The organism is Altererythrobacter sp. Z27 (assembly GCF_052683155.1).
This window is the reverse complement of the sequence record NZ_JBQYMC010000001.1, coordinates 806,763-825,899: the sequence shown is the minus strand read 5'-3', so window position 1 is coordinate 825,899 and position 19,137 is coordinate 806,763. Positions and strand designations below refer to the sequence as shown.

General features: G+C 63.9%; 19 protein-coding genes. 12 read left to right on the top strand and 7 right to left on the bottom strand.

Annotated elements, in window-relative coordinates; genetic code table 11:
* The first annotated feature begins 15 nt into the window (after positions 1-15).
* A complete protein-coding gene (locus ACUJ47_RS04085) occupies positions 16-447 on the top strand; it encodes a DUF1330 domain-containing protein (protein ID WP_445537170.1) in 432 nt (143 codons plus the stop codon).
* A complete protein-coding gene (locus ACUJ47_RS04080; protein WP_445538853.1) occupies positions 444-944 on the top strand; it encodes a GNAT family N-acetyltransferase in 501 nt (166 codons plus the stop codon). The genes ACUJ47_RS04085 and ACUJ47_RS04080 overlap by 4 nt, the downstream gene beginning before the upstream one ends.
* Here ACUJ47_RS04080 and ACUJ47_RS04075 read toward each other — a convergent pair.
* From ACUJ47_RS04075 to ACUJ47_RS04060, 4 genes are read right to left on the bottom strand one after another with little or no spacing between them, the layout of a single operon-like run.
* Complete coding sequence (locus ACUJ47_RS04075) at positions 941-2,038, bottom strand: PA0069 family radical SAM protein (protein ID WP_445537169.1); 1,098 nt, start codon at positions 2,036-2,038, stop codon at positions 941-943. The two genes, ACUJ47_RS04080 and ACUJ47_RS04075, sit on opposite strands and share 4 nt — an antisense overlap.
* A gap of 40 nt (positions 2,039-2,078) precedes the next feature.
* Positions 2,079-2,618 (bottom strand): molybdenum cofactor biosynthesis protein B, encoded by a 540-nt coding sequence (moaB, locus tag ACUJ47_RS04070; protein ID WP_445537168.1) that lies wholly within the window; start codon positions 2,616-2,618, stop codon positions 2,079-2,081.
* 9 nt (positions 2,619-2,627) lie between these two features.
* Positions 2,628-4,397 (bottom strand): lytic transglycosylase domain-containing protein, encoded by a 1,770-nt coding sequence (locus tag ACUJ47_RS04065; RefSeq protein ID WP_445537167.1) that lies wholly within the window; start codon positions 4,395-4,397, stop codon positions 2,628-2,630.
* Complete coding sequence (locus ACUJ47_RS04060) at positions 4,394-5,143, bottom strand: hypothetical protein (RefSeq protein WP_445537166.1); 750 nt, start codon at positions 5,141-5,143, stop codon at positions 4,394-4,396. The genes ACUJ47_RS04065 and ACUJ47_RS04060 overlap by 4 nt, the downstream gene beginning before the upstream one ends.
* Positions 5,144-5,239: 96 nt before the next feature.
* Between ACUJ47_RS04060 and ACUJ47_RS04055 the strand changes: the two genes are divergently transcribed.
* The gene (locus ACUJ47_RS04055; RefSeq protein WP_445537165.1) at positions 5,240-6,898 is read left to right on the top strand and encodes an electron transfer flavoprotein-ubiquinone oxidoreductase; all 1,659 of its coding nucleotides are present in this window, start codon (positions 5,240-5,242) and stop codon (positions 6,896-6,898) included.
* A gap of 19 nt (positions 6,899-6,917) precedes the next feature.
* Here the strand turns inward: ACUJ47_RS04055 and ACUJ47_RS04050 are convergent, their stop codons facing one another.
* A complete protein-coding gene (locus ACUJ47_RS04050) occupies positions 6,918-7,160 on the bottom strand; it encodes a hypothetical protein (protein WP_445537164.1) in 243 nt (80 codons plus the stop codon).
* Between the two features lie 9 nt (positions 7,161-7,169).
* On the opposite strand from ACUJ47_RS04050, the gene ACUJ47_RS04045 reads away from it, so the two are divergent.
* The 5 genes from ACUJ47_RS04045 (at position 7,170) to ACUJ47_RS04025 (ending at position 13,285) form a co-directional block, all read left to right on the top strand.
* On the top strand, positions 7,170-7,982 hold the full coding sequence (locus ACUJ47_RS04045; RefSeq protein WP_445537163.1) for a 4-(cytidine 5'-diphospho)-2-C-methyl-D-erythritol kinase: 813 nt from the start codon (positions 7,170-7,172) through the stop codon (positions 7,980-7,982).
* Positions 7,952-8,710, top strand: a complete 759-nt coding sequence (locus tag ACUJ47_RS04040) for an N-formylglutamate amidohydrolase (protein WP_445537162.1) — start codon at positions 7,952-7,954, stop codon at positions 8,708-8,710. The genes ACUJ47_RS04045 and ACUJ47_RS04040 overlap by 31 nt, the downstream gene beginning before the upstream one ends.
* A 140-nt stretch (positions 8,711-8,850) precedes the next feature.
* Entirely contained in the window at positions 8,851-10,698 is a 1,848-nt protein-coding gene (gene ilvD / locus ACUJ47_RS04035; protein WP_445537161.1) for a dihydroxy-acid dehydratase, read from the top strand.
* A complete protein-coding gene (locus ACUJ47_RS04030; RefSeq protein ID WP_445537160.1) occupies positions 10,698-12,092 on the top strand; it encodes an NAD(P)H-hydrate dehydratase in 1,395 nt (464 codons plus the stop codon). Before ilvD ends, ACUJ47_RS04030 begins: the two co-directional genes overlap by 1 nt.
* Entirely contained in the window at positions 12,089-13,285 is a 1,197-nt protein-coding gene (locus tag ACUJ47_RS04025) for a class I SAM-dependent RNA methyltransferase (protein WP_445537159.1), read from the top strand. The genes ACUJ47_RS04030 and ACUJ47_RS04025 overlap by 4 nt, the downstream gene beginning before the upstream one ends.
* Here ACUJ47_RS04025 and ACUJ47_RS04020 read toward each other — a convergent pair.
* Complete coding sequence (locus ACUJ47_RS04020; protein ID WP_445537158.1) at positions 13,282-13,587, bottom strand: acyl carrier protein; 306 nt, start codon at positions 13,585-13,587, stop codon at positions 13,282-13,284. The genes ACUJ47_RS04025 and ACUJ47_RS04020 overlap by 4 nt on opposite strands.
* Before the next feature lie 125 nt (positions 13,588-13,712).
* On the opposite strand from ACUJ47_RS04020, the gene ACUJ47_RS04015 reads away from it, so the two are divergent.
* From ACUJ47_RS04015 to ACUJ47_RS04000, 4 genes are all read left to right on the top strand, one after another.
* Positions 13,713-15,239, top strand: coding sequence for an acyl-CoA ligase (AMP-forming), exosortase A system-associated (locus ACUJ47_RS04015; protein ID WP_445537157.1), 1,527 nt, complete (start codon positions 13,713-13,715; stop codon positions 15,237-15,239).
* Positions 15,236-16,462, top strand: coding sequence for a pyridoxal-dependent decarboxylase, exosortase A system-associated (locus ACUJ47_RS04010; protein WP_445537156.1), 1,227 nt, complete (start codon positions 15,236-15,238; stop codon positions 16,460-16,462). The genes ACUJ47_RS04015 and ACUJ47_RS04010 overlap by 4 nt, the downstream gene beginning before the upstream one ends.
* 82 nt (positions 16,463-16,544) lie before the next feature.
* Entirely contained in the window at positions 16,545-16,775 is a 231-nt protein-coding gene (locus ACUJ47_RS04005) for a hypothetical protein (protein ID WP_445537155.1), read from the top strand.
* A gap of 308 nt (positions 16,776-17,083) precedes the next feature.
* Positions 17,084-18,007 carry a crotonase/enoyl-CoA hydratase family protein gene (locus ACUJ47_RS04000; RefSeq protein WP_445537154.1) on the top strand — a complete coding sequence of 308 codons (924 nt, stop codon included), beginning with the start codon at positions 17,084-17,086 and terminating at the stop codon, positions 18,005-18,007.
* A 13-nt stretch (positions 18,008-18,020) separates the two neighbouring features.
* Here ACUJ47_RS04000 and zapE read toward each other — a convergent pair whose 3' ends face one another.
* Positions 18,021-19,136 (bottom strand): cell division protein ZapE, encoded by a 1,116-nt coding sequence (gene zapE, locus ACUJ47_RS03995; protein ID WP_445537153.1) that lies wholly within the window; start codon positions 19,134-19,136, stop codon positions 18,021-18,023.
* Between the last annotated feature and the right edge of the window lies 1 nt (position 19,137).

The following is a 19,137-nucleotide window of genomic DNA, read 5'->3' as shown; positions in this document are numbered from 1 at the left end:
GAGAGGGGAACGAAGATGAGCGTCTACATCGATCCGAGTCGCGCAAATTTTGAAGCGTTCAAGGGGCTGCCGCGCGACGAGCCCATCCACATGCTCAACCTGCTGCTGTATCGCGATCTCGCCGAATATCCGGCGGGTCACGCAAATGCGGGCAAGGGCTGGAGCGGGCGGCGTGCCTATGAGGAATATGGCCATACATCCGGGCCGATCTTCCGCCGCGTGGGCGGGCAGATCATATGGCGGGGAGCGTTCCAGTGCATGGTGACCGGGCCGGAAGATCGCCAGTGGCATGACGGTTTCGTGGCGCAATATCCCGACAGCGCGGCCTTCTTCGAAATGATCAAGGACCCTGACTACCAGCACGCCGTGGTCAACCGCACCGCCGCGCTGGTCGACAGTCGATTGGTCCGCTTCAAGCCGGGCGAAGTTGGCGGAGGTTTCGGCTGACCGTGGAAATCGGGCAAGCCTCGGTAACTGACGCTGAGGCCATCCGCTCGATCTATGCCTTCCACGTACTCAATGGCACAGCCTCGTTCGATACCGTCCCGCCTGACCTTCCGTTCTGGCAGGACAAGATCGGCTATATCACCGAGCGCGGCTGGCCCTTCATTGCCTGCCGCGAGGACGGGCGCGTGTTGGGCTATGCCTATGCTACCCAGTTTCGCGACCGCCCGGCCTATGCGCGGACCTGCGAAGACAGCATTTACGTTGCCGACCGCGAGCGCGGGCGCGGGATCGGCAAGCTCCTGCTGGCGGAATTGCTTAAGCAGGCGCAGGCATGCGGCTTCGAACAGATGATCGCGGTGATTGGCGGCGGCGAGCCAGCCAGCGTGGCGCTCCATTCCAGTCTGGGCTTTACCGAAGCCGGGCGGATGCGCGATGTCGGCTTCAAGTTCGGCCGCAGGCTGGATACGGTCTATATGCAACGCAGCCTGCGCAATTAAAGCAAGCGCAATTGCCCGCCCATCTCGGGGCGCCTGAAGCCGGAGCAATCGAGCTCGATCCGCACTTTCTCCATCCCTGCGCGCTTGCGGGCGAGGCGGAAGCGCGCCCGGAACAGCTCTGCCCATACGCCTTGCGGCTTCATCCGGCTGAAGAAGCCGGGATCGTTGTCGCGCCCACCCCTGATCGAGCGCACAATGCTCATCACCTTGGCTGCACGCTCGGGGAAGTGTACATCCAGCCATTCGCGGAACAGCGGCGAAACCTCGTGTGGCAGGCGCAGGGGAATCCACCCAACCGAGCGCACTCCCAAGGCTCCTGCGCGCTCGACGATCTCCTCCATGAACTCATCGGTTATGGCTGGGATGATTGGCGAGACCGAGCAATGCGTCGGGACTCCCGCTTCGACCAGTTTTCCCAATGCTGCGAGTCGCTTGGCGGGCGAAGCTGCGCGCGGTTCGAGCTTGCCCGAGAGCTTCGGGTCGAGACTGGTTACGGATATCGCGACTGCAACCAGACCGTGCCGTGCCATCTCTTCAAGCAGGTCGAGATCGTCCAGCACGCGGTCGGACTTGGTGGTGATCGTGACCGGGTGGCGTGCCTCAAGGCACACATTCAGCACGTCGCGCGTGATGCGGTATTGCCGCTCGATCGGCTGGTAGGGATCGGTATTGGTGCCCATCGCGATCGGTGCGGGGCGGTAGCGTGGCTTCGCCAGCGATGCGCGCAATATCTCCGCCGCATTGGGCTTGGCGTAAAGCAGCGTTTCGAAATCGAGCCCCGGTGAAAGGTCGTGATAGGCGTGGGTAGGGCGGGCGTAACAATAGACGCAGCCGTGCTCGCACCCGCGATAGGCGTTGATCGATCTGTCGAACGGCAAGTCCGGCGATGTATTGAAGCTGATTATACTGCGGGGGTGCTCCTCGGTAACATGCGTGCGCAGCTTCACCGGAGGACCGCCAAGCAGCGCCATATAATCGCGCCAATCGCCATCGGCCTCGCGTTCGGAAAGCCCGAAGCGGGTCGAAACTGCTCCGGACTGGGCACCTCTGCCCTGAAGGGGCGGTTGTATCGATCGTTTGCCTGCGCTCTCCATGAATGAGAACATACACGGAACAAACGACTCGGGACAGCCCCTATTTCTCCTGCAGGCGCGGCATAAGTTCGACGAAATTGCAGGGCCGGTTGCGACTGTCCAACTGTTCCGCGAGGATGCCGTCCCATCCGTCCTTCACCGCGCCGTTGGAGCCGGGGAGGGCGAAGATATAGGTTCCACCCGCCACGATGGCGCAGGCGCGGCTCTGGATGGTGCTGGTGCCGATCGATTTGAAGCTGAGCCAGCGGAACAACTCGCCGAAGCCGGGAATGTCCCTGCCGCCTGTGGCCGCTTTGACGCGGTCGAGCGCTTCGGGGGTGACATCGCGCCCGGTGAGGCCGGTTCCTCCGGTCGAAACGATCGCATCGATTTCCGGGTTTTCGATCCAGCCGATCAAGCGATTCACAAGCAGGGCGGCATCGTCGCGCTCGATCGCCCGCGCTGCGAGACGGTGCCCGGATGCTGCGATCCGTTCGGCGAGGATGTCGCCAGACGTGTCGTTCTCGGCAGTGCGCGTGTCCGAAACGGTCAGGACGGCAATGTTGATCGGCTTGAAGCTGCGTTCGAGGTCGATCGCCATCGCCCGGCCTCAATTGGTGCGCGTCAGCCGCACGGCACTCGGCCCGCGACTTTCGGGGAAGGCGGGCCACATGCCTTGCGCCAGCGCCTGGCGGCTTGAGGAAGGTGCGCCCGATTGCCGCTCGTACATCCAGTAATTGCGCATCACGATCGCGACATATCCGCGCGTTTCCCAATAGGGGATGCTTTCCATGTAGAGCAGCGGATCGCCCTGGTCGCGCACTTCGCTGTTCCAGCGGCCGACCGGATTGAGCCCGGCATTGTATGCGGCCATGATCTTGGGCAGCAGGCCCTGCGTGGCGGCGGAATCGCGCAGCATCTCGAGATTGCGCTGGCCGAATGCGAGATTCACCTCGGGATCGTCCAGATTGACGTAGCTCGCGTTCATTTCGAGCCGCGGTGCATGCTGGCGCACGGTAATGGGCGTGATCTGCATCAGCCCGCGAGCGTTTGCAGGGCTTACCGCATTGGTCTGGAAATTCGATTCCTGCAGTGCGTGGGCAAAGGCGAGCGCGGGATCGACCTGCCAGCCACTTGTCGGCCGCCAGCGCGCCGTTGGGTAGCGAAGCGCGGGCAGCGGCTGCGCACCGCGCGGTGCGTTGTGCGCCATCCAGAGTTGGGTCTGCGGAAGGCCAAGTTCGCGTGCAAGGCGCGAGAGGGCTGCATATTCGGAGCTGGCGCCGATCCGCGCCTGGTGCCGCAGGACTTCATCGGCGAGATCGCCGCGACCGATCTCGATCAGCGCCACCGCCACACGGACGTTGTTGTCATTGCGCAGGCGCTGCCAGTCTTCGGGCGAGAAATCCGCCCCGGCATGTTCCTCCGGGATCGTCTGCCCGAGCTGTTCGAGCGCAAGCATTCCATAAAGCGTTTCGTCGTAACGCGCGGCGGATTGCAGGTGCTGGGTCGCTTCGGCGGGTTGGCGGCAACGGGTGTAGGCGCGCCCGGCCCAGAAATGCGCCGCCGTGGTCAGTTCGACATTGGTCGATAGCTCGGCGGCGCGAGCGAAGCCGCGCGCGGACGAGGCGCAATCGCCCAGCCGCCATGCAGCAAGACCCGCCACCCATTCGCCTTCCGCAACCCAGGCGCCCGCGCCTTCTGCCGCAGTCTGCGCAATCGCCAGCGCGGCACTGTCGCGGTTTTCGATGTAGTGGCTCCAGGCGACCCGCTGGCGCCATTCGGCGCGCGCTTCGGGGCTCAACAGCGCATCGATCCCGTCGAGCAGGATGCGAGCGCCCTCGGGATCGTCATCGACGATATGCTGGAGGATCTCCTTGCGGATTTCCTCGGGCATGGTCCCGTCATTGACCGAGCGGGGCAGGATCCGCTTCGAGGCATAGGGCTGGCGCGAAAGCGGTTGCTCCTGCGGCAGTTCGGGCAGGACTTCGAGCCCGCGCTTGAGGCCGAGCTTGCCGAGTTGTTCGGCCTGGGGAAGTTCGGTGCCCATGGCGAACCAGGCGGTGACCTGTTCGGCGGAAACGCGCGGGCTGCGCGCATGGGTGTAATATTCGGCCAAAGCGACCTGGTGGAGCAGGCCCGGCTCGCGGCCGTCGAGCAGGTCATCGACCTTCAGCCAATCCTCGCGCGTGATGGCGTCGAAGATTTCGCGGTAGTAATCGCGATCCCGGTCGCTCAGCACCTGCGGCACGTTCTTGCTTTCGGCGCGGGCGCGGAAATATTCGGCGGCGCTGTTGTGCGCAGCGACGGGCACGGCGGACAGCGCAGCCACGCCGCCAAGCAGCGCAAATCCCAGAGATTTCAACCGTTGGGCACCGTTCATGCCTGCTTGCCTGTCCAATCGAGCCACCTGCGCCAGAAGCGTGCTTTCAGCCGGGGCATTGCCATCAGGCTGTCGAGCCCCTCGGAAGCCAGCAACGGAACCCTGGAGCCTTCATGGTTGAAAAATTCCAAAGCGGCAGAGTCTTGCGCCGCATTGTGCCCCAAAAGCGGCAGGATGTTGCCTCCAAAGGCAAGGATTCGCTGCGGCGCGGCCAGCGCGATATGGCGCTGTAAAACTTCGTGGAATCCCTGCGCTGCCAGTGCTGCGCCATCGGCCATCGGCATGTGGCGGGGCAGGGCGGAAGCGAAATAGACCTCGCTTTCGGGAACTTCCATCGCCGCGAGCATCCGCGAGAGCAGCCGCCCCTGCGCCTGCGACAGCAGGCTGTCGGCGTCGCCTGCCTCGGGGTCCATCACCAGCACCATCAGCCTGGCACCTGTTTCCCCGCGCGGCGGCACCCGGCCACGCGGGCCGACGGCATCGAGCGCGGGCTCAGAGAGCCAGAATTCGCGGAAGGCTGCCAGATCGGCGGGTGGATTGGAGCCGAGCAGGTCGATTTTCGGGGACGGAGCCGGTTCGGAAACAACCGGCGCTGCGGGCTTGCGCGCGGGACCTTCGGCGGCGGCTTGCGCCGGCGGTTCCGCCAGCCAGTCCGTAACGTCATCGCCGAAGTCGCAATCCACGCCTGCATCGCGCCACCAATCGAAGGCAGCGATGATTTCGCGGGGATGGATGCGTTCTGCCACGGTCATACTATCCAATGCAGGTCTTGACCTTGCAAACCGCAGCAATCAAGGCTTTGACTGAGTTTGGTCACGGAATTTTCGAAGGACAAGGACTTCATGAGCGCCGAAGCTGTTGAACGCGAATCGATGCCCTGCGACGTGGTGATTGTGGGGGGTGGCCCGGCCGGCCTTGCGGCGGCCATCCGGCTCAAACAGATCAACGATGCGCTCGAAGTGGTCGTGCTGGAGAAAGGCTCCGAGATTGGGGCTCATATCCTCTCGGGTGCAGTGGTCGATCCCAAGGCGCTTGGGGAGCTGTTCCCCGAGTGGCGCGAGATGGGCTGCCCGATTGCGGAAACGCCGGTTACCGACAATTGGCACTGGGTGCTCTCGAAGAAGGGCAAGACTTCGCTCCCGCACATCTTCATGCCGCCGCTGATGAGCAACCACGGCTGCTATACCGGCTCGCTCGGCAATCTTTGCCGCTGGCTGGCCGAACAGGCCGAGGCGCTGGGCGTGATGGTGTTCCCGGGCTTCCCCGCCGCCGAAGTGATGTTCGACGATGCTGGCGCAGTGACCGGCGTGATTACGCAGGACATGGGCGTCGCCGCAGATGGCAGCCACAAGCCCGATTACCAGCCGGGCATGGAAATCCACGCCAAGTACACGCTCTTCGCCGAGGGTGCGCGTGGCAACCTCACCAAGCAGCTCAAGGCGAAGTTCGATCTTGAGAAGGATTGCCAGCCGCAGGTCTATGGCCTTGGCATCAAGGAGCTGTGGGACATCGATCCGGACAAGCACGTGCCGGGCCGTGTGATCCACACGCAGGGCTGGCCGCTGACAGAGAGCGGCAGTTGGGGCGGTGGTTTCCTTTACCACCAGGCCAATGGACAGGTCGCGCTCGGCTTCGTGACCGCGCTCGATTACGCCAACCCCTATGTCTCGCCCTATCAGGAATTCCAGCGCTGGAAGCAGCATCCGGCGATCCGCGAATATCTCGAAGGCGGCAAGCGCGTGGCCTATGGCGCGCGCGCGATCAACGAAGGCGGCTGGCAGAGCGTGCCCAAGCTGGCGTTCCCCGGCGGCGCGCTGGTCGGCTGCGCGGCAGGCTTCGTCAACGTGCCCCGGATCAAGGGCAGCCACACTGCGATGAAGAGCGGCATGCTCGCCGCCGAAAGCATCGCTGCGGCGATCGCCGGCGGCAAGGAGCATACCGAGCTGGCCGATTACGACGCGGCGGTGCGTTCAAGCTGGATCGCGGACGAGCTCAAGCTGGTGCAGAACGCCCAGCCGGCTGTCGCCAAGTTCGGCGGCGATATCGGAACGGTGATAGCGGGCGCGGACATGTGGATGCGCACGCTCAAGATCGGCCTGCCGATCGCGATGAAGCACACGCCGGATTACACGCATACCGGCCGCGCCGATCTCTACCAGCCGATCGACTATCCCAAGCCCGATGGCGTGATCAGCTTCGACCGGCTGACCAATGTGGCCTACAGCTACACCAACCACGCCGAAGACCAGCCGTGCCACTTGCAGCTCAAGGATCCCGAGCTGCAGGAGCGCAGCGAATATGAGATCTTCGCCGGGCCCTCGACCCGCTATTGCCCCGCCGGGGTCTATGAATGGGTGACCGAGGAAGGGAAGGAGCCGCGCTTCGTGATCAACTCGCAGAACTGCGTCCACTGCAAGACCTGCGACATCAAGGACCCGAACCAGAATATCAACTGGACCACGCCGGAAGGCGGCGGCGGCCCGAACTATCCGAATATGTGATCAACACGTGAGGTGCCCTTCACGCGTTGGCGCGCTGGATATTGCGGGACTGATTTCCGAACATATCGGCTCCTACGTCGATACGGACTTTATGCAGTTTGTCGCTGTCGAGGGCGACATTATTGACCTGTGGTATATGAATAGTGGCGGCGAAGGGCCTACGTTTCACATCCAACTCCAGAAGGTTGAGGAGCGGTGGGAGGTAGAACTGAAGGAACTGCCGCCGGGAACGGAGCAGAACATTGAGGTGCCCTGATCCCATGGCTTACCTGTGACCCTTACCGAAACCGCATACGCAAAGATCAACCTTGCGCTGCATGTCCGGCGGCGGCGCGAGGATGGTTATCACGAGCTCGAAACGCTGTTTGCCTTCGTGGACGATGGCGACCGGCTGGTTGCGCGGCCATCGGCCGAAGACCGGCTTTCGGTAAGCGGCGAGTTTGCGCCCGCTCTTGACCATCCATTCGGCAATATCGTGGCCAAGGCACTGACGGCGCTGCCGCGCGCCGAAGGGCTTGCGATCGAGCTCGAGAAGCGCCTCCCCGTCGCGGCGGGGCTGGGGGGCGGTTCGGCCGATGCGGGGGCGGTGTTCCGCATGGTCGAGCGTAGCCATGGCTGGCCCGAGGACTGGCGGGATCGCGCAGCGAAGCTCGGCGCTGACGTGCCAGCCTGCGTCCTCAGCCAGACATGCATCGGACGCGGCACTGGCACCGAACTCGAACCTATCGAGAGTGACCTCACTGGAGCGCCCGTACTGCTGGTCAATCCGCGCGTGCCGCTCGCAACTGGACCCGTGTTCAGGGCGTGGGACGGGCAGGATCGCGGGCCTCTCCCGCAAGGTTCCGCCAGCACGGTTGCGCGCGGGGGCCGAAACGATCTCGAAGCGCCCGCAATCTCACTTTGTCCGGTCATCGCCGATGTGCTCGGCGCTTTGCATGCAACACAACCCTGGCTTGCGCGCATGTCAGGATCGGGTGCGACCTGCTTTGCGCTCTATGACAGCATCGAAGCGCGCGATGCCGCCGCTGTGCGGATCGCGGACGAACACCCTGAATGGTGGCAGATGTCAGGCAAATTGCGGTGAGAGAGCACGAAGCCTGGCGACTGCTTGGCACGCCCCGCGCGGGGGGTATCCTGATCGTTTCCGACCATGCCAGCAATCGCGTGCCTTCGGATATCGACCTTGGCATCGATCCCGCCTTGCTGCGCGAGCATATCGCGGTCGACATCGGAGTGGCGCAGGTCGCCGAGATCATGGTGCGCGACGCGGGGTTCTCTGCCTTTCTTGGCAATGTCAGCCGCCTTGTGTGCGATTTCAATCGCGAGGAGCACCAGCCAGCGACCATCCCGATCGCGAGCGACGGACACGCGATTCACGGCAATGCCATCGACCACGCCGCGCACGAGGCGAGGCTGGCTCGCTTCTTTCGCCCCTATCACGACGCTTTGGCTGAGCTGCTTGATGCGAGCCCGCCCGCGCTGATCCTGTCGCTGCACAGTTTCACTCCCGTGCTGGCGAGCCATCCCGAAGAGAAACGCCCATGGGAATGCGGCGTGCTCTACAATGCTGACGATCGCGGAGCGCGGCTGGCGATCCCCTTGCTCGAAGCCACCGGGCTGGTCGTGGGGGACCAGCAACCCTATTCGGGCAAACTGCTCAACGCGACCATGAACCGCCATGCCGAGGCGCATCGCAGGCCATATTTCGGGATCGAAGTTCGACAGGATATGATTGCCGATACACAGGGGCAGGCGCGCTGGGCAACCATCCTCGCCGATGTGGCAAAGCGGGTTGCGCTGGCGCTCGACTAGGGGCAGGGGCTGAGGCCAGCGCGACAGATCGAAGCGCATTTGGTGCCTTTTCAAGAAATTCTGTTTCGCAGCGGCCTTTCGCTGCGATACTCTTGATGCCAAGGCGCTGCCGAGCCCCTTGGCACCAGACGGAGTGAAACATGCCTGCCTATCGTTCCCGCACGACTACCCATGGCCGCAACATGGCCGGCGCACGAGGACTATGGCGCGCGACGGGCATGAAGGACGAGGATTTCGGCAAGCCGATCATCGCGGTGGTGAACAGCTTCACTCAGTTCGTGCCCGGCCACGTACATTTGAAGGATCTGGGCCAGCTCGTCGCGGGCGAGATCGAAGCCGCCGGTGGCGTCGCCAAGGAGTTCAACACTATCGCGGTGGATGATGGGATCGCCATGGGCCATGACGGCATGCTCTATTCGCTGCCGAGCCGCGACCTGATCGCCGACAGCGTCGAATACATGGTCAATGCCCATTGCGCCGATGCGATGGTGTGCATCTCCAATTGCGACAAGATCACTCCGGGCATGCTGATGGCGGCGCTGCGGATCAACATCCCGGTGGTGTTCGTCAGCGGCGGGCCGATGGAAGCGGGCAAGGTCGTGCTGAAGGGCAAGGAGCATGCGCTCGACCTGGTCGATGCTATGGTGGCTGCCGCCGACGAGAGCTACACTGACGAGGAAGTGACCGCGATCGAACGCAGCGCCTGCCCGACATGCGGTTCGTGCAGCGGGATGTTCACCGCCAATTCGATGAACTGCCTCACCGAAGCGCTGGGCTTGTCGCTGCCGGGCAATGGCTCGGTCCTCGCCACCCATGCTGACCGCGAGGGGCTGTTCCGCCGCGCCGGGCGCCTCGTCGTGACGCTTGCCCGCAGGTATTACGAGGAAGGCGATGCCAGCGTACTGCCGCGTTCCATCGCCAGTTTCGAAGCTTTCGAAAATGCGATGAGCCTCGACATCGCGATGGGCGGTTCGACCAACACCGTGCTGCACCTGCTGGCAGCTGCGCATGAGGCGGGCGTCGACTTCACCATGGAGGATATCGACCGGCTGAGCCGGCGCGTCCCTTGCCTCAGCAAGGTCGCCCCGGCGAAGAGCGACGTGCACATGGAAGACGTTCACCGCGCCGGCGGGATCATGTCGATCCTTGGAGAGCTGGAGAAGGCTGGCCTGCTCCACACTGCGCTACCCACCGTGCACAGCCCGACCATGGGTGACGCACTGGACGATTGGGACATCGGCCGTACCAAGAACAACAAGGTGCACGAGTTCTATTCGGCAGCGCCGGGCGGCGTGCCCACGCAGACCGCCTTCAGCCAGTCGCGCCGCTGGGAATCGCTCGACCTCGACCGCGAGAAGGGCGTGATCCGCAGCGCCGAGCACGCATTTAGCAAGGATGGCGGGCTGGCCGTGCTCTACGGCAATATTGCGCGCGACGGCTGCATTGTGAAGACCGCAGGGGTGGATGAGAGCATCCTGACCTTCTCGGGTCCGGCAAAGGTCTATGAAAGCCAGGATGCGGCAGTCGAAGGGATCCTTGGCGACAAGGTGCAGGCTGGCGACGTGGTCGTGATCCGCTATGAAGGGCCCAAGGGCGGGCCGGGCATGCAGGAAATGCTCTATCCGACCAGCTACCTCAAATCGAAGGGGTTGGGGGCGGCCTGCGCGCTGCTGACCGACGGGCGCTTCTCTGGCGGCACTTCGGGTCTTTCGATCGGGCACGCTAGCCCGGAAGCCGCCGACGGTGGCGAAATCGGGCTGGTCGAGGATGGCGATATCATCGCGATCGATATTCCGGGTCGCACGATTTCTCTGCAGGTCGAGGATGCGGAACTCGAACGCCGCCGGGCCGCGCAGGATGCCAAGGGGTGGCATCCGGCAAGCGGCCGCCCGCGCCAGGTTTCAACCGCGCTCAAGGCCTATGCCGCGATGACGACCAGCGCCGCGCGCGGCGCGATCCGCGACATTTCCCAACTCGGACGAAGTTAGTGGATACAGCGCGCCAGGTCCTCACCGTCGCCCAGATGCAGGCCGCCGAACAGGCGCTCATCGATGGCGGGACCAGTGTCGACGCGCTGATGCAGATTGCGGGTCGCGGTGCGGCCGATTGGGTTTGGCGTGTTGCTGCCGGGCGTGCGGTGACCGTCCTGTGTGGACCGGGAAACAATGGCGGGGACGGCTATGTCATCGCCGAGGGGCTGCGCGCGCGCGGCTTGCAGGTGAAGGTGGTCGCGCCAGTCCCGCCCAAGACCGATGCCGCGCAGAATGCGCGCCGCGCCTACAAGGGCGATTTGCTGGGATCGGGCAAGGATGCGCGCGGCCAGGTGCTGGTCGATTGCCTGTTCGGATCGGGCCTCGCTCGGCCACTCAGCGCAGAACACTCGCTGCTGCTACGCGATCTTGCTGCGCGGCATTCCTTGCGGATCGCCGTCGACCTGCCTTCCGGGGTCGAAAGCGATAGCGGCGCCTTGCTCAACGAGCGCCTGCCAAGCTACCGCCTGACTATCGCGCTCGGCGCTTGGAAGCTCGCGCATTTCCGACTGCCCGCCCGCGGGTTGATGGGCAATCTCAAACTGGTGCCGATCGGTGTGGGAGAGGTTGAAGGCGCTGCGCAACTAATCGGGCGGCCCAATCTCAATGCCCCGGCGGCAGACGCGCACAAATACACGCGCGGCCTTTGTGCGGTGGTGGGCGACGCAATGCCGGGGGCCAGCTTGCTAGCCAGCGAAGCGGCGATGCGGGGCGGGGCAGGCTATGTGAAACTGTTGGCCCATCACGCGCCCGGCTCGGCTCCGGCGGGGCTGGTGGTCGAGACCCACCCGCTCGGCGAGGCGCTGGATGACAAGCGCATTTCCGCTATCCTTGTTGGCCCCGGGCTGGGGCGCGATCGTGAGGCAAGCGACCTCCTGCAAACCGCAATTGCCGCAGGCAAGCCTGCGGTGATCGATGCCGACGCGCTGGTCCTGCTCAGGCCGGACATGCTGCGCGAAGGCGTGCCATTACTTGCGACTCCGCATGATGGCGAGCTCGAAGCGCTATGCCGCAGTTTCGCGGTGGTCGCTTCAGGCAGGCAGGCACGTGCGCAGGCATTGGCCAAGGCCAGCGGCATGGTTGTGCTGGCCAAGGGGCCGGATACGCTGGTTGCCGCGCCCGACGGGCGGCTCGCAATCGCACCGCCTGCGCCGAGCTGGCTATCGATCGCGGGAACTGGCGATGTGCTGGCGGGAATCGCGGCAAGCCGGATGGCGACGGGCATTGCGCCGTTCGAGGCGGCTTGCGAAGCGGTGTGGCTCCACGGAGAGGCTGCACGGCAATGTGGGGCAGCCTTTACCGCAGAGGAACTTGCACGGGCAGTATCTGGCGCTATCGCCGCAGTATTGTGAGCGAAGCAGCAGAAATCATTCGAATCGCCGCGCGAGGCGACGGCGTCACCGCAGACGGGCGCCATGTGCCCTTTGCCGCGCCGGGTGACCTGCTGCACGAGGATGGCACGCTCGAACATGGCCCGCACCACACCACACCGCCGTGCCGCCATTTCGGCAGTTGCGGCGGGTGCGAGTTGCAGCATGCCGATGAAGAAGCGCTGCGGCGCTTCGTGACCGATCGTGTGGCCTTCGCCGCTTCCTCTCAAGGCATCGAAGTGGGCGAATTACTGCCCACGCATCTTTCGCCGCCGAAAAGCCGTCGTCGTGCAACCTTGCATGCGCTGCGAACCGCGAAGGGCGCGGTGCTGGGTTTCCGCGAGGGAGGTTCGCATAAGATCGTCGACTTGGCCGAATGCCATATCCTTGCGCCTGAGCTGGCGGCTGCGATCCCTGCGCTGCGTGGGTTCGTGGCGCGGCATGGCGGCAAGGGCGCGGTTGATGTCGAGCTTACACTGGCAGACCAGGGGATCGATTGCAGCCTCCGCAATTTCGCGCTCGAGGGGCTTGCCGCAACCGAGGCGGCACTCGAACTGGCGCAGGCGAACGGGTTTGCCCGGCTCACGCTCGACCAGGGCTATGGCCCGGAAGCGATGTGGGAGCCCGAACCGGTCACCATCACGCTATCGGGGAAGCCTGTCGGCCTTCCGCCGGGCAGCTTCCTGCAGGCAACGCAGGATGGTGAGGACCGCCTCGTTGCGGATGCGCGCGAGTGGATCGGCGATGCTGCGAGCGTGGCCGACCTTTTTGCGGGGCTTGGCACTTTTGCCTTTGCCTTGACAGGTCCGGCAAAGGTGCTGGCGGCGGAAGCTGCGCGCGACGCGCATCTCGCCTGCAAGGCGGCGGCGGGCCGGGCCGGACTGCCGGTGGGCGCCATGCACCGCGACCTGTTCCGCAATCCGCTGCAGCCTGATGAATTAGGACGCTTTGAAGCGGTGCTGCTCGATCCCCCCCGTGCCGGGGCCAGGGAGCAGGTCGGGCGGATCGCGGAGAGCAGAGTCAACCGCGTGGTCTATGTCAGCTGCAACCCGGTGAGCTGGGCGCGTGACGTAGCGCGGCTTGTCGAAGCGGGGTTCAAGCTGGAGAAATTGCGTCCGGTCGGGCAGTTTCGCTGGTCGACGCATGTCGAACTGGCGAGCTATTTCAGCCGTTAGCCTTCGATCACTTTCGTTTCGGCAAAGGCGAGCAACGCACCGTAGGTTTCGAGCATTTCCGCGTCTACATCGTCATCCTCGATCAGAATGTCGAAGCGGTCCTCGATCTCGGTGAAAAGCCCGGCGACAGCCATCGAATCGAGCTCGGGCAAATGGCCGAACAGGCCGGTGTCTCCGTCGAAACCCGCCACATCCCCTGCATCGAGGCCGAGCACGTCGATCAGGATTTCCCGCAGCCTGCGGTCGATATCCGCAAGGCCGGTATCCCGGTTGCATTCGTCAGGCGCGTTATGCCCACTCATCCGCGGCAATCCCCATAGCGAAAAGGCCGCTCGCCTTAGCGACGCCTAGCGCAGGGTGCAAGTTATCGAAGTCGCGCACGAATAAGCGATTGACCCGGCCACGCTGCTTGGGTTTGGTGCCCGCGATGTTGCCAGAGCCCGACCCTACGGCCTATCCGATCGACCACATCGCAGAACGCGGAGCCGATGGCGATCCCGCGCTGGTGTTGCGCGACCGCACCCTCAGCCATGCCGAGTTGCGCGAGCGGGTAGGGCGACTTGCTGCATGGCTGGCGAATGAAGTGCCTGAGCCGGGGGCGAGGGTAGCCAGCTGGGCTGCGAAGGGTGAACTCACTTGCCTGATGCCGCTCGCTGCGGCGCGGGCCGGATTGGTGCACGTTCCGGTCAACCCGCTGCTCAAGCACGCGCAGGTTGCGCATATACTGGCCGACAGCGGCGCTCGCCTGCTGATCGGCACTCCGGCGCGGATCAAAGGGCTTGGTGAAGGCGACGTACCGCAAGGCTGCAGCTTGGTCGCCGAGCAGGATGCACTCGATGCGGCCGAAGCCTTGGGTGGATATCTGCCGCCCTCGGACGCCGATCCCGATACGCTGGCGGCGATACTCTACACCAGCGGTTCGACCGGCAAGCCCAAGGGCGTGATGCTCAGCCATGCCAACATGTGGCTCGGCGCGGTAAGTGTGGCGGCCTACCTCGGAATGGCTTCGGACGATGTGACGCTCTCGGTCTTGCCGCTGTCGTTCGACTATGGGCAGAATCAGCTGTTCTGCACCTGGTATGCGGGCGGATCGGTCGTTCCTTTCGACTATCTCTTCGCGCGCGACGTGGTGAAGGCCTGCGCCGCGCATGGTGTCACCACGCTGGCCGCTGTGCCCCCGCTGTGGGTCCAGCTGACCGAGCTCGAATGGAGCGCCGAAGCGGTCGCAAGCATGCGGCGGATGACGAACAGCGGCGGTGCGCTGACGGTCGATCTCGTGCGCAGCTTGCGCCGGATTTTCCCGCAGGCACGGCTCTTCCCGATGTACGGCCTGACCGAAGCCTTCCGCTCGACCTATCTCGACCCTGCGCTGGTCGACAGCCATCCGACTTCGATGGGGCGGGCGATCCCTTTCGCAGAGATTCTCGTTATCAACGATGCGGGCGATCTGGCGACGCCGGGCGAGGAAGGCGAGCTGGTACATTGCGGGCCGCTGGTGGCGCAAGGGTACTGGCAGGACCCCGTGCGCACCGCCGAGCGGTTCAAGCCGGCACCGGCGATGTCTCGCTATGGCGGAATGGCGGTATGGTCGGGCGACAGGGTAAAGCGCGCCGAGGACGGCTTGCTCTATTTCGTCGGCCGGCGCGACGCGATGATCAAGAGCCTGGGCAACCGCATCAGCCCGCAGGAAATCGAAGAGGTAGCGCTGGCGACGGGCCTTGTCGCCGAAGCGGTGGCTTTGGGAATTGCCGATGAGCGGTTAGGGCAGGCGGTGCACCTTGTGGTTCGTGCTGAGCCGTGTGCGGAAGATCCGCAAGGCGCATTACCCAAGGTGCTGGCGAAGGAGCTGCCCAACTTCATGCAACCGCAGGTGATCCACTGGCGCGACGCCATGCCGCTCAACCCGAACGGCAAGATCGACCGCGCTGCGCTCATGCGGGAGTTGCAGGCGTGAAACCGCTGGGCCCGATTCCCTCCGGCTATGCCGCCCGAGACGGGCAGCTCGAGATCGGCGGCAAGACCGCGCGCGAACTGGTGGAATTGGCGGGTGGCACACCCTGCTTCATCTATTCCAGGGCGCATCTCGATCGCAGGGTCGCGGAATTGCGCGCTGCAATGCCGGCCCGGCTTGGCATCAATTATGCGGTGAAGGCCAATCCCTTCCTGCCGGTGGTGACGCACATGGCGAGGCTGGTCGATGGCTTCGACATCGCATCTGCAGGCGAGCTGGCGACGGTTATGGCGGCAGGGGTCGATCCGTTTCGGGTGAGCTTCGCCGGGCCGGGCAAGCGCGACAAGGAGCTTGAGGCTGCGATCCATGCCGGGGTTACGCTCAATTGCGAAAGCGAAGGCGAAGCGCGGCGCACGCTGGCAATCGGCGAGCGGCTTGGAATTGCGCCGCGCATCGCGATCAGGGTCAATCCCGATTTCGAGCTCAAGGGCTCAGGCATGAAGATGGGCGGCGGGGCAAAGCCATTCGGCCTCGATGCCGAGCGCGTGCCTGCCTTGGCGCGCGAGATCATTACGGCGGGAGCCGAATGGCGCGGCCTCCACATCTTCACCGGCAGCCAGGCGCTCAGCGCCGAAGCCATCATAGAAGCGCAGGTCAATGTGCTCGACTGCGCCGATCGCTTGGCGCGCGAAATTGGCGTGTCTTTACCCAAGCTCAACATGGGCGGCGGTTTCGGCATCCCCTATTTCCATGGTGACCTACCGCTCGATATCCATGCCATTGGTGCCGCGCTCGGGGAACGGTTTGAGGACTTGCCCGAAACGCTCGCCGCGACCGAGCTTTGCATTGAATTGGGGCGATATCTCGTGGGTGAAGCGGGCGTCTACTTGGCCGAGATTATCGACCGCAAGGAAAGCCATGGTGTCACCTATCTGATCACTGACGGCGGACTGCATCACCAGCTCGCGGCCTCCGGCAATTTCGGCACGGTGGTGCGGCGCAATTATCCGCTGGCGATCGCGACCCGTTACGGCGCGGAACCCGAGGAAGAGGCCAATGTGGTCGGATGCCTGTGCACTCCGCTCGACCGTCTTGCAGACCAGGCGCATCTGCCGCGCGCCGAAGCGGGGGATCTGGTCGCGGTATTCTGCGCCGGCGCCTATGGCGCAAGCGCATCGCCTGCGCAGTTCCTCGGCCATGGTCCGGCGGTCGAACTGTTGATCTGATTTTTCGCTCATTTCCGCGCCTGCGCCTAACCGATTCTTCACCTAAGCGGCCTAGCCTTGCTTCATGACGGAGCACCCAGGCATGAGCGACGAAATTCACGACAAACCTACCCTTGCCGGCAAAGCGGCCAAGATCAACGGCGCGCTGGCGGCAATCGAGCGACAACTGGCTGAGCGAGACGAGAAAATTGCCGATCTCGAACAACGCCTCGAGGATCAGGAATATTCGGTGCGGCGCGTGCTCGACATGTTGATCGAATGGCTTGAGGACGAGCCAGGCAAGGGTGACGACAAACAGCGCGAAGCGGCCTGACAAATTCGATCGGGAGTCCTGCGGGGACTCTTTCTGAAAATTACTGACGTCTGTGGCTTATTGGCCGCAGTCTTTCCTGTAAGCCGCAGAAAACTGCCGATTTTTATTCTGTAGATACCAGCCCGGCAAAGCCGCCACTGGGCTCAGGAGTCCCGCCGAGGACTCCGCTCGTCACACATGGTAAATTTTGCGTTTGCCAAGGGACTCCCCCCTAGCATAGATTCCCAACTGGCCGAGGGCTTTACTGGGCACATTTAAATTGTTGCTCAGTATTGTCGTCACACGGGGGTCAAAAAGGGCGCGCATTTATGGACGGTGGTATTACGCAAGCTATTCCCTTGTCCAATGACGAGGAGCTGTTTGCGGAAAGCGCAAGACATGCGGCCCTGCCGCAAGAGCTCTTCCAGCTCGGCGAGCTGGATGTGCTCTATGATGACAGCAGTGCGACCCTCTGGACCTTCATGAATCCCGATGGGCGACCCAGTTTTACTCCACCGATGCTGCATGATTTCGAGCGCTGGCAGGAGCTCATCCCGGTAGGTTTCGGTGATGGCGCGGTGCCGCTGCGCTACCTCGTCCTTGGCAGTCGCGCTCCCGATGTGTTCTGCTTCGGCGGCGACCTTGCCCTGTTCGAACAGCTGATCCGCAATCGCGACCGCGAGGCCCTGGTCCATTACGGGCACCGCTGTTGCGCCATCCTAGATCGCAACATTCGCAGCCTTGGCCTTCCGATGCTGACCATCGGGCTGGTGCAGGGCGCCGCGCTGGGCGGCGGGTTCGAGGCGCTGCTCTCCTTCGATTTCATCGTGGCAGAACGGACCGCGACCTTCGGCTTGCCCGAGATCATGTTCGGCCTGTTCCCCGGCATGGGCGCGCATGCGCTGCTGTCGCGCAAGATCGGCAGTGCAGCGGCTGAGCGACTGATCCTTTCTAACGAAACCTATACTGCCGAGCAGATGTACGAACTCGGCATCGTGCATGAGCTTGCGGAACCGGGCGACGGCCTCAATGCCTGCCGCCAGTTCATCAAGAAGAGCGAGCGGCGCCATGCGGGCCTGGTCGGCTCACGCCGCGCCATGAAGCGGGCATGGAACCTCGAACTGGCCGAGCTCAATCGCATTACCGAAATGTGGGCCGACACCGCACTCGAACTGCGCGAACAGGATCTCAAGGTCATGAACCGGCTCGTTGCGGCACAGGCCCGGTTGGCGGAGCGAATTGCGGCCGCCTGAGCGGCGCAGCCTGCTATTCTTCGCCATGCCCCAGCGCCATATAATCGGCGCTCTGCATCTCCATGAGCCGGCTGACCGTGCGTTCGAACTCGAATGAGCCGTCCCCGGCGACGTAGAGATCTTCCGGCGCTGCAGCAGCGGTTGCAAACAGCTTCACCCGGTTCTCGTAAAGCGCATCGATCAGCGTCACGAAGCGCGCTGCTTCATTGTGCATGTCGGGCCCCATTTGCGGAATGCCGACGACGATTACCGTGTGATAGGCGCGCGCGATTGCAAGGTAGTCCGGCACACCGCGGGGTTCGCCGCAAAGCCGCTTGAAGCTGAATACGCCGACGCCCTTCAGGCTCTTGGGTACGTGCAGCGTGCGCCCTCCGCCAATTTCGAGCTCGCCAGAGGGGACATGCGCGGCATCCTCAGGCTTGTAATCGGTGAGGCGGAAGAACACTTCGCGCACCTGCTCGGTGGCGGCCGAGCCCAATGGCGCGTGCCAGCTGGCGATCCCGGCAAGCCGGTCGAGCCGGTAATCGGTCGGGCCGTTTAGCGGCAGTACGTCGAGCCGATCATGGATCAGGTCGATAAAGGGCAGGAAGTGCTCGCGGTTGAGCCCGTCCTTGTAGAGATCGCTTGGGGCGCGGTTGCTGGTGGTGACTATCGTCACGCCTTCATCGAGGATCATGGCGCGGAACAGGCGGCTCATGATCATCGCGTCGGCCGAATTGTTCACCACCATCTCGTCGAAGGCGAGGCAGCGCACATCCTGCGCCAGGGCTTTCGCCACCGGCGGGATGGGGTCGCCGGTCTTGCCCTTGCGCGCTTCGCGCAGCAGCGCGTGGACCTCCTGCATGAAGGCGTGGAAATGCACCCGCCGCTTGCGGCTGATGGCAAGCGTTTCCACGAACAGGTCCATCAGCATCGACTTGCCGCGCCCGACGCCGCCCCACATGTAGATGCCCTTGGTGGCTTCGGGCTTGCGATTGAGTGCGCGCCACAACACCGAACCGCGTTTGGGCACGGCTTCAAGGTCCGACTGCAATCGGGTAAGGCGCTCTGCTGCGGCGCGCTGGTCCGGATCGGGGTGCAACTCGCCTGCGGCAATCAGCTCGTCATAGCGCGCGAGCAATCCGCTCACG

Coding starts and splice junctions, on each gene's coding strand:
- ACUJ47_RS04055 (WP_445537165.1), top strand. CDS start 5,240: ATGAGCGCCGAAGCTGTTGAACGCGAATCGATGCCCTGCGACGTGGTG.
- ACUJ47_RS04075 (WP_445537169.1), bottom strand. CDS start 2,038: ATGGAGAGCGCAGGCAAACGATCGATACAACCGCCCCTTCAGGGCAGA.
- moaB (WP_445537168.1), bottom strand. CDS start 2,618: ATGGCGATCGACCTCGAACGCAGCTTCAAGCCGATCAACATTGCCGTC.
- ACUJ47_RS04085 (WP_445537170.1), top strand. CDS start 16: ATGAGCGTCTACATCGATCCGAGTCGCGCAAATTTTGAAGCGTTCAAG.
- ilvD (WP_445537161.1), top strand. CDS start 8,851: ATGCCTGCCTATCGTTCCCGCACGACTACCCATGGCCGCAACATGGCC.
- ACUJ47_RS04065 (WP_445537167.1), bottom strand. CDS start 4,397: ATGAACGGTGCCCAACGGTTGAAATCTCTGGGATTTGCGCTGCTTGGC.
- ACUJ47_RS04040 (WP_445537162.1), top strand. CDS start 7,952: ATGGTGGCAGATGTCAGGCAAATTGCGGTGAGAGAGCACGAAGCCTGG.
- ACUJ47_RS04015 (WP_445537157.1), top strand. CDS start 13,713: ATGTTGCCAGAGCCCGACCCTACGGCCTATCCGATCGACCACATCGCA.
- ACUJ47_RS04000 (WP_445537154.1), top strand. CDS start 17,084: ATGGACGGTGGTATTACGCAAGCTATTCCCTTGTCCAATGACGAGGAG.
- ACUJ47_RS04005 (WP_445537155.1), top strand. CDS start 16,545: ATGAGCGACGAAATTCACGACAAACCTACCCTTGCCGGCAAAGCGGCC.
- ACUJ47_RS04020 (WP_445537158.1), bottom strand. CDS start 13,587: ATGAGTGGGCATAACGCGCCTGACGAATGCAACCGGGATACCGGCCTT.
- ACUJ47_RS04050 (WP_445537164.1), bottom strand. CDS start 7,160: ATGGGATCAGGGCACCTCAATGTTCTGCTCCGTTCCCGGCGGCAGTTC.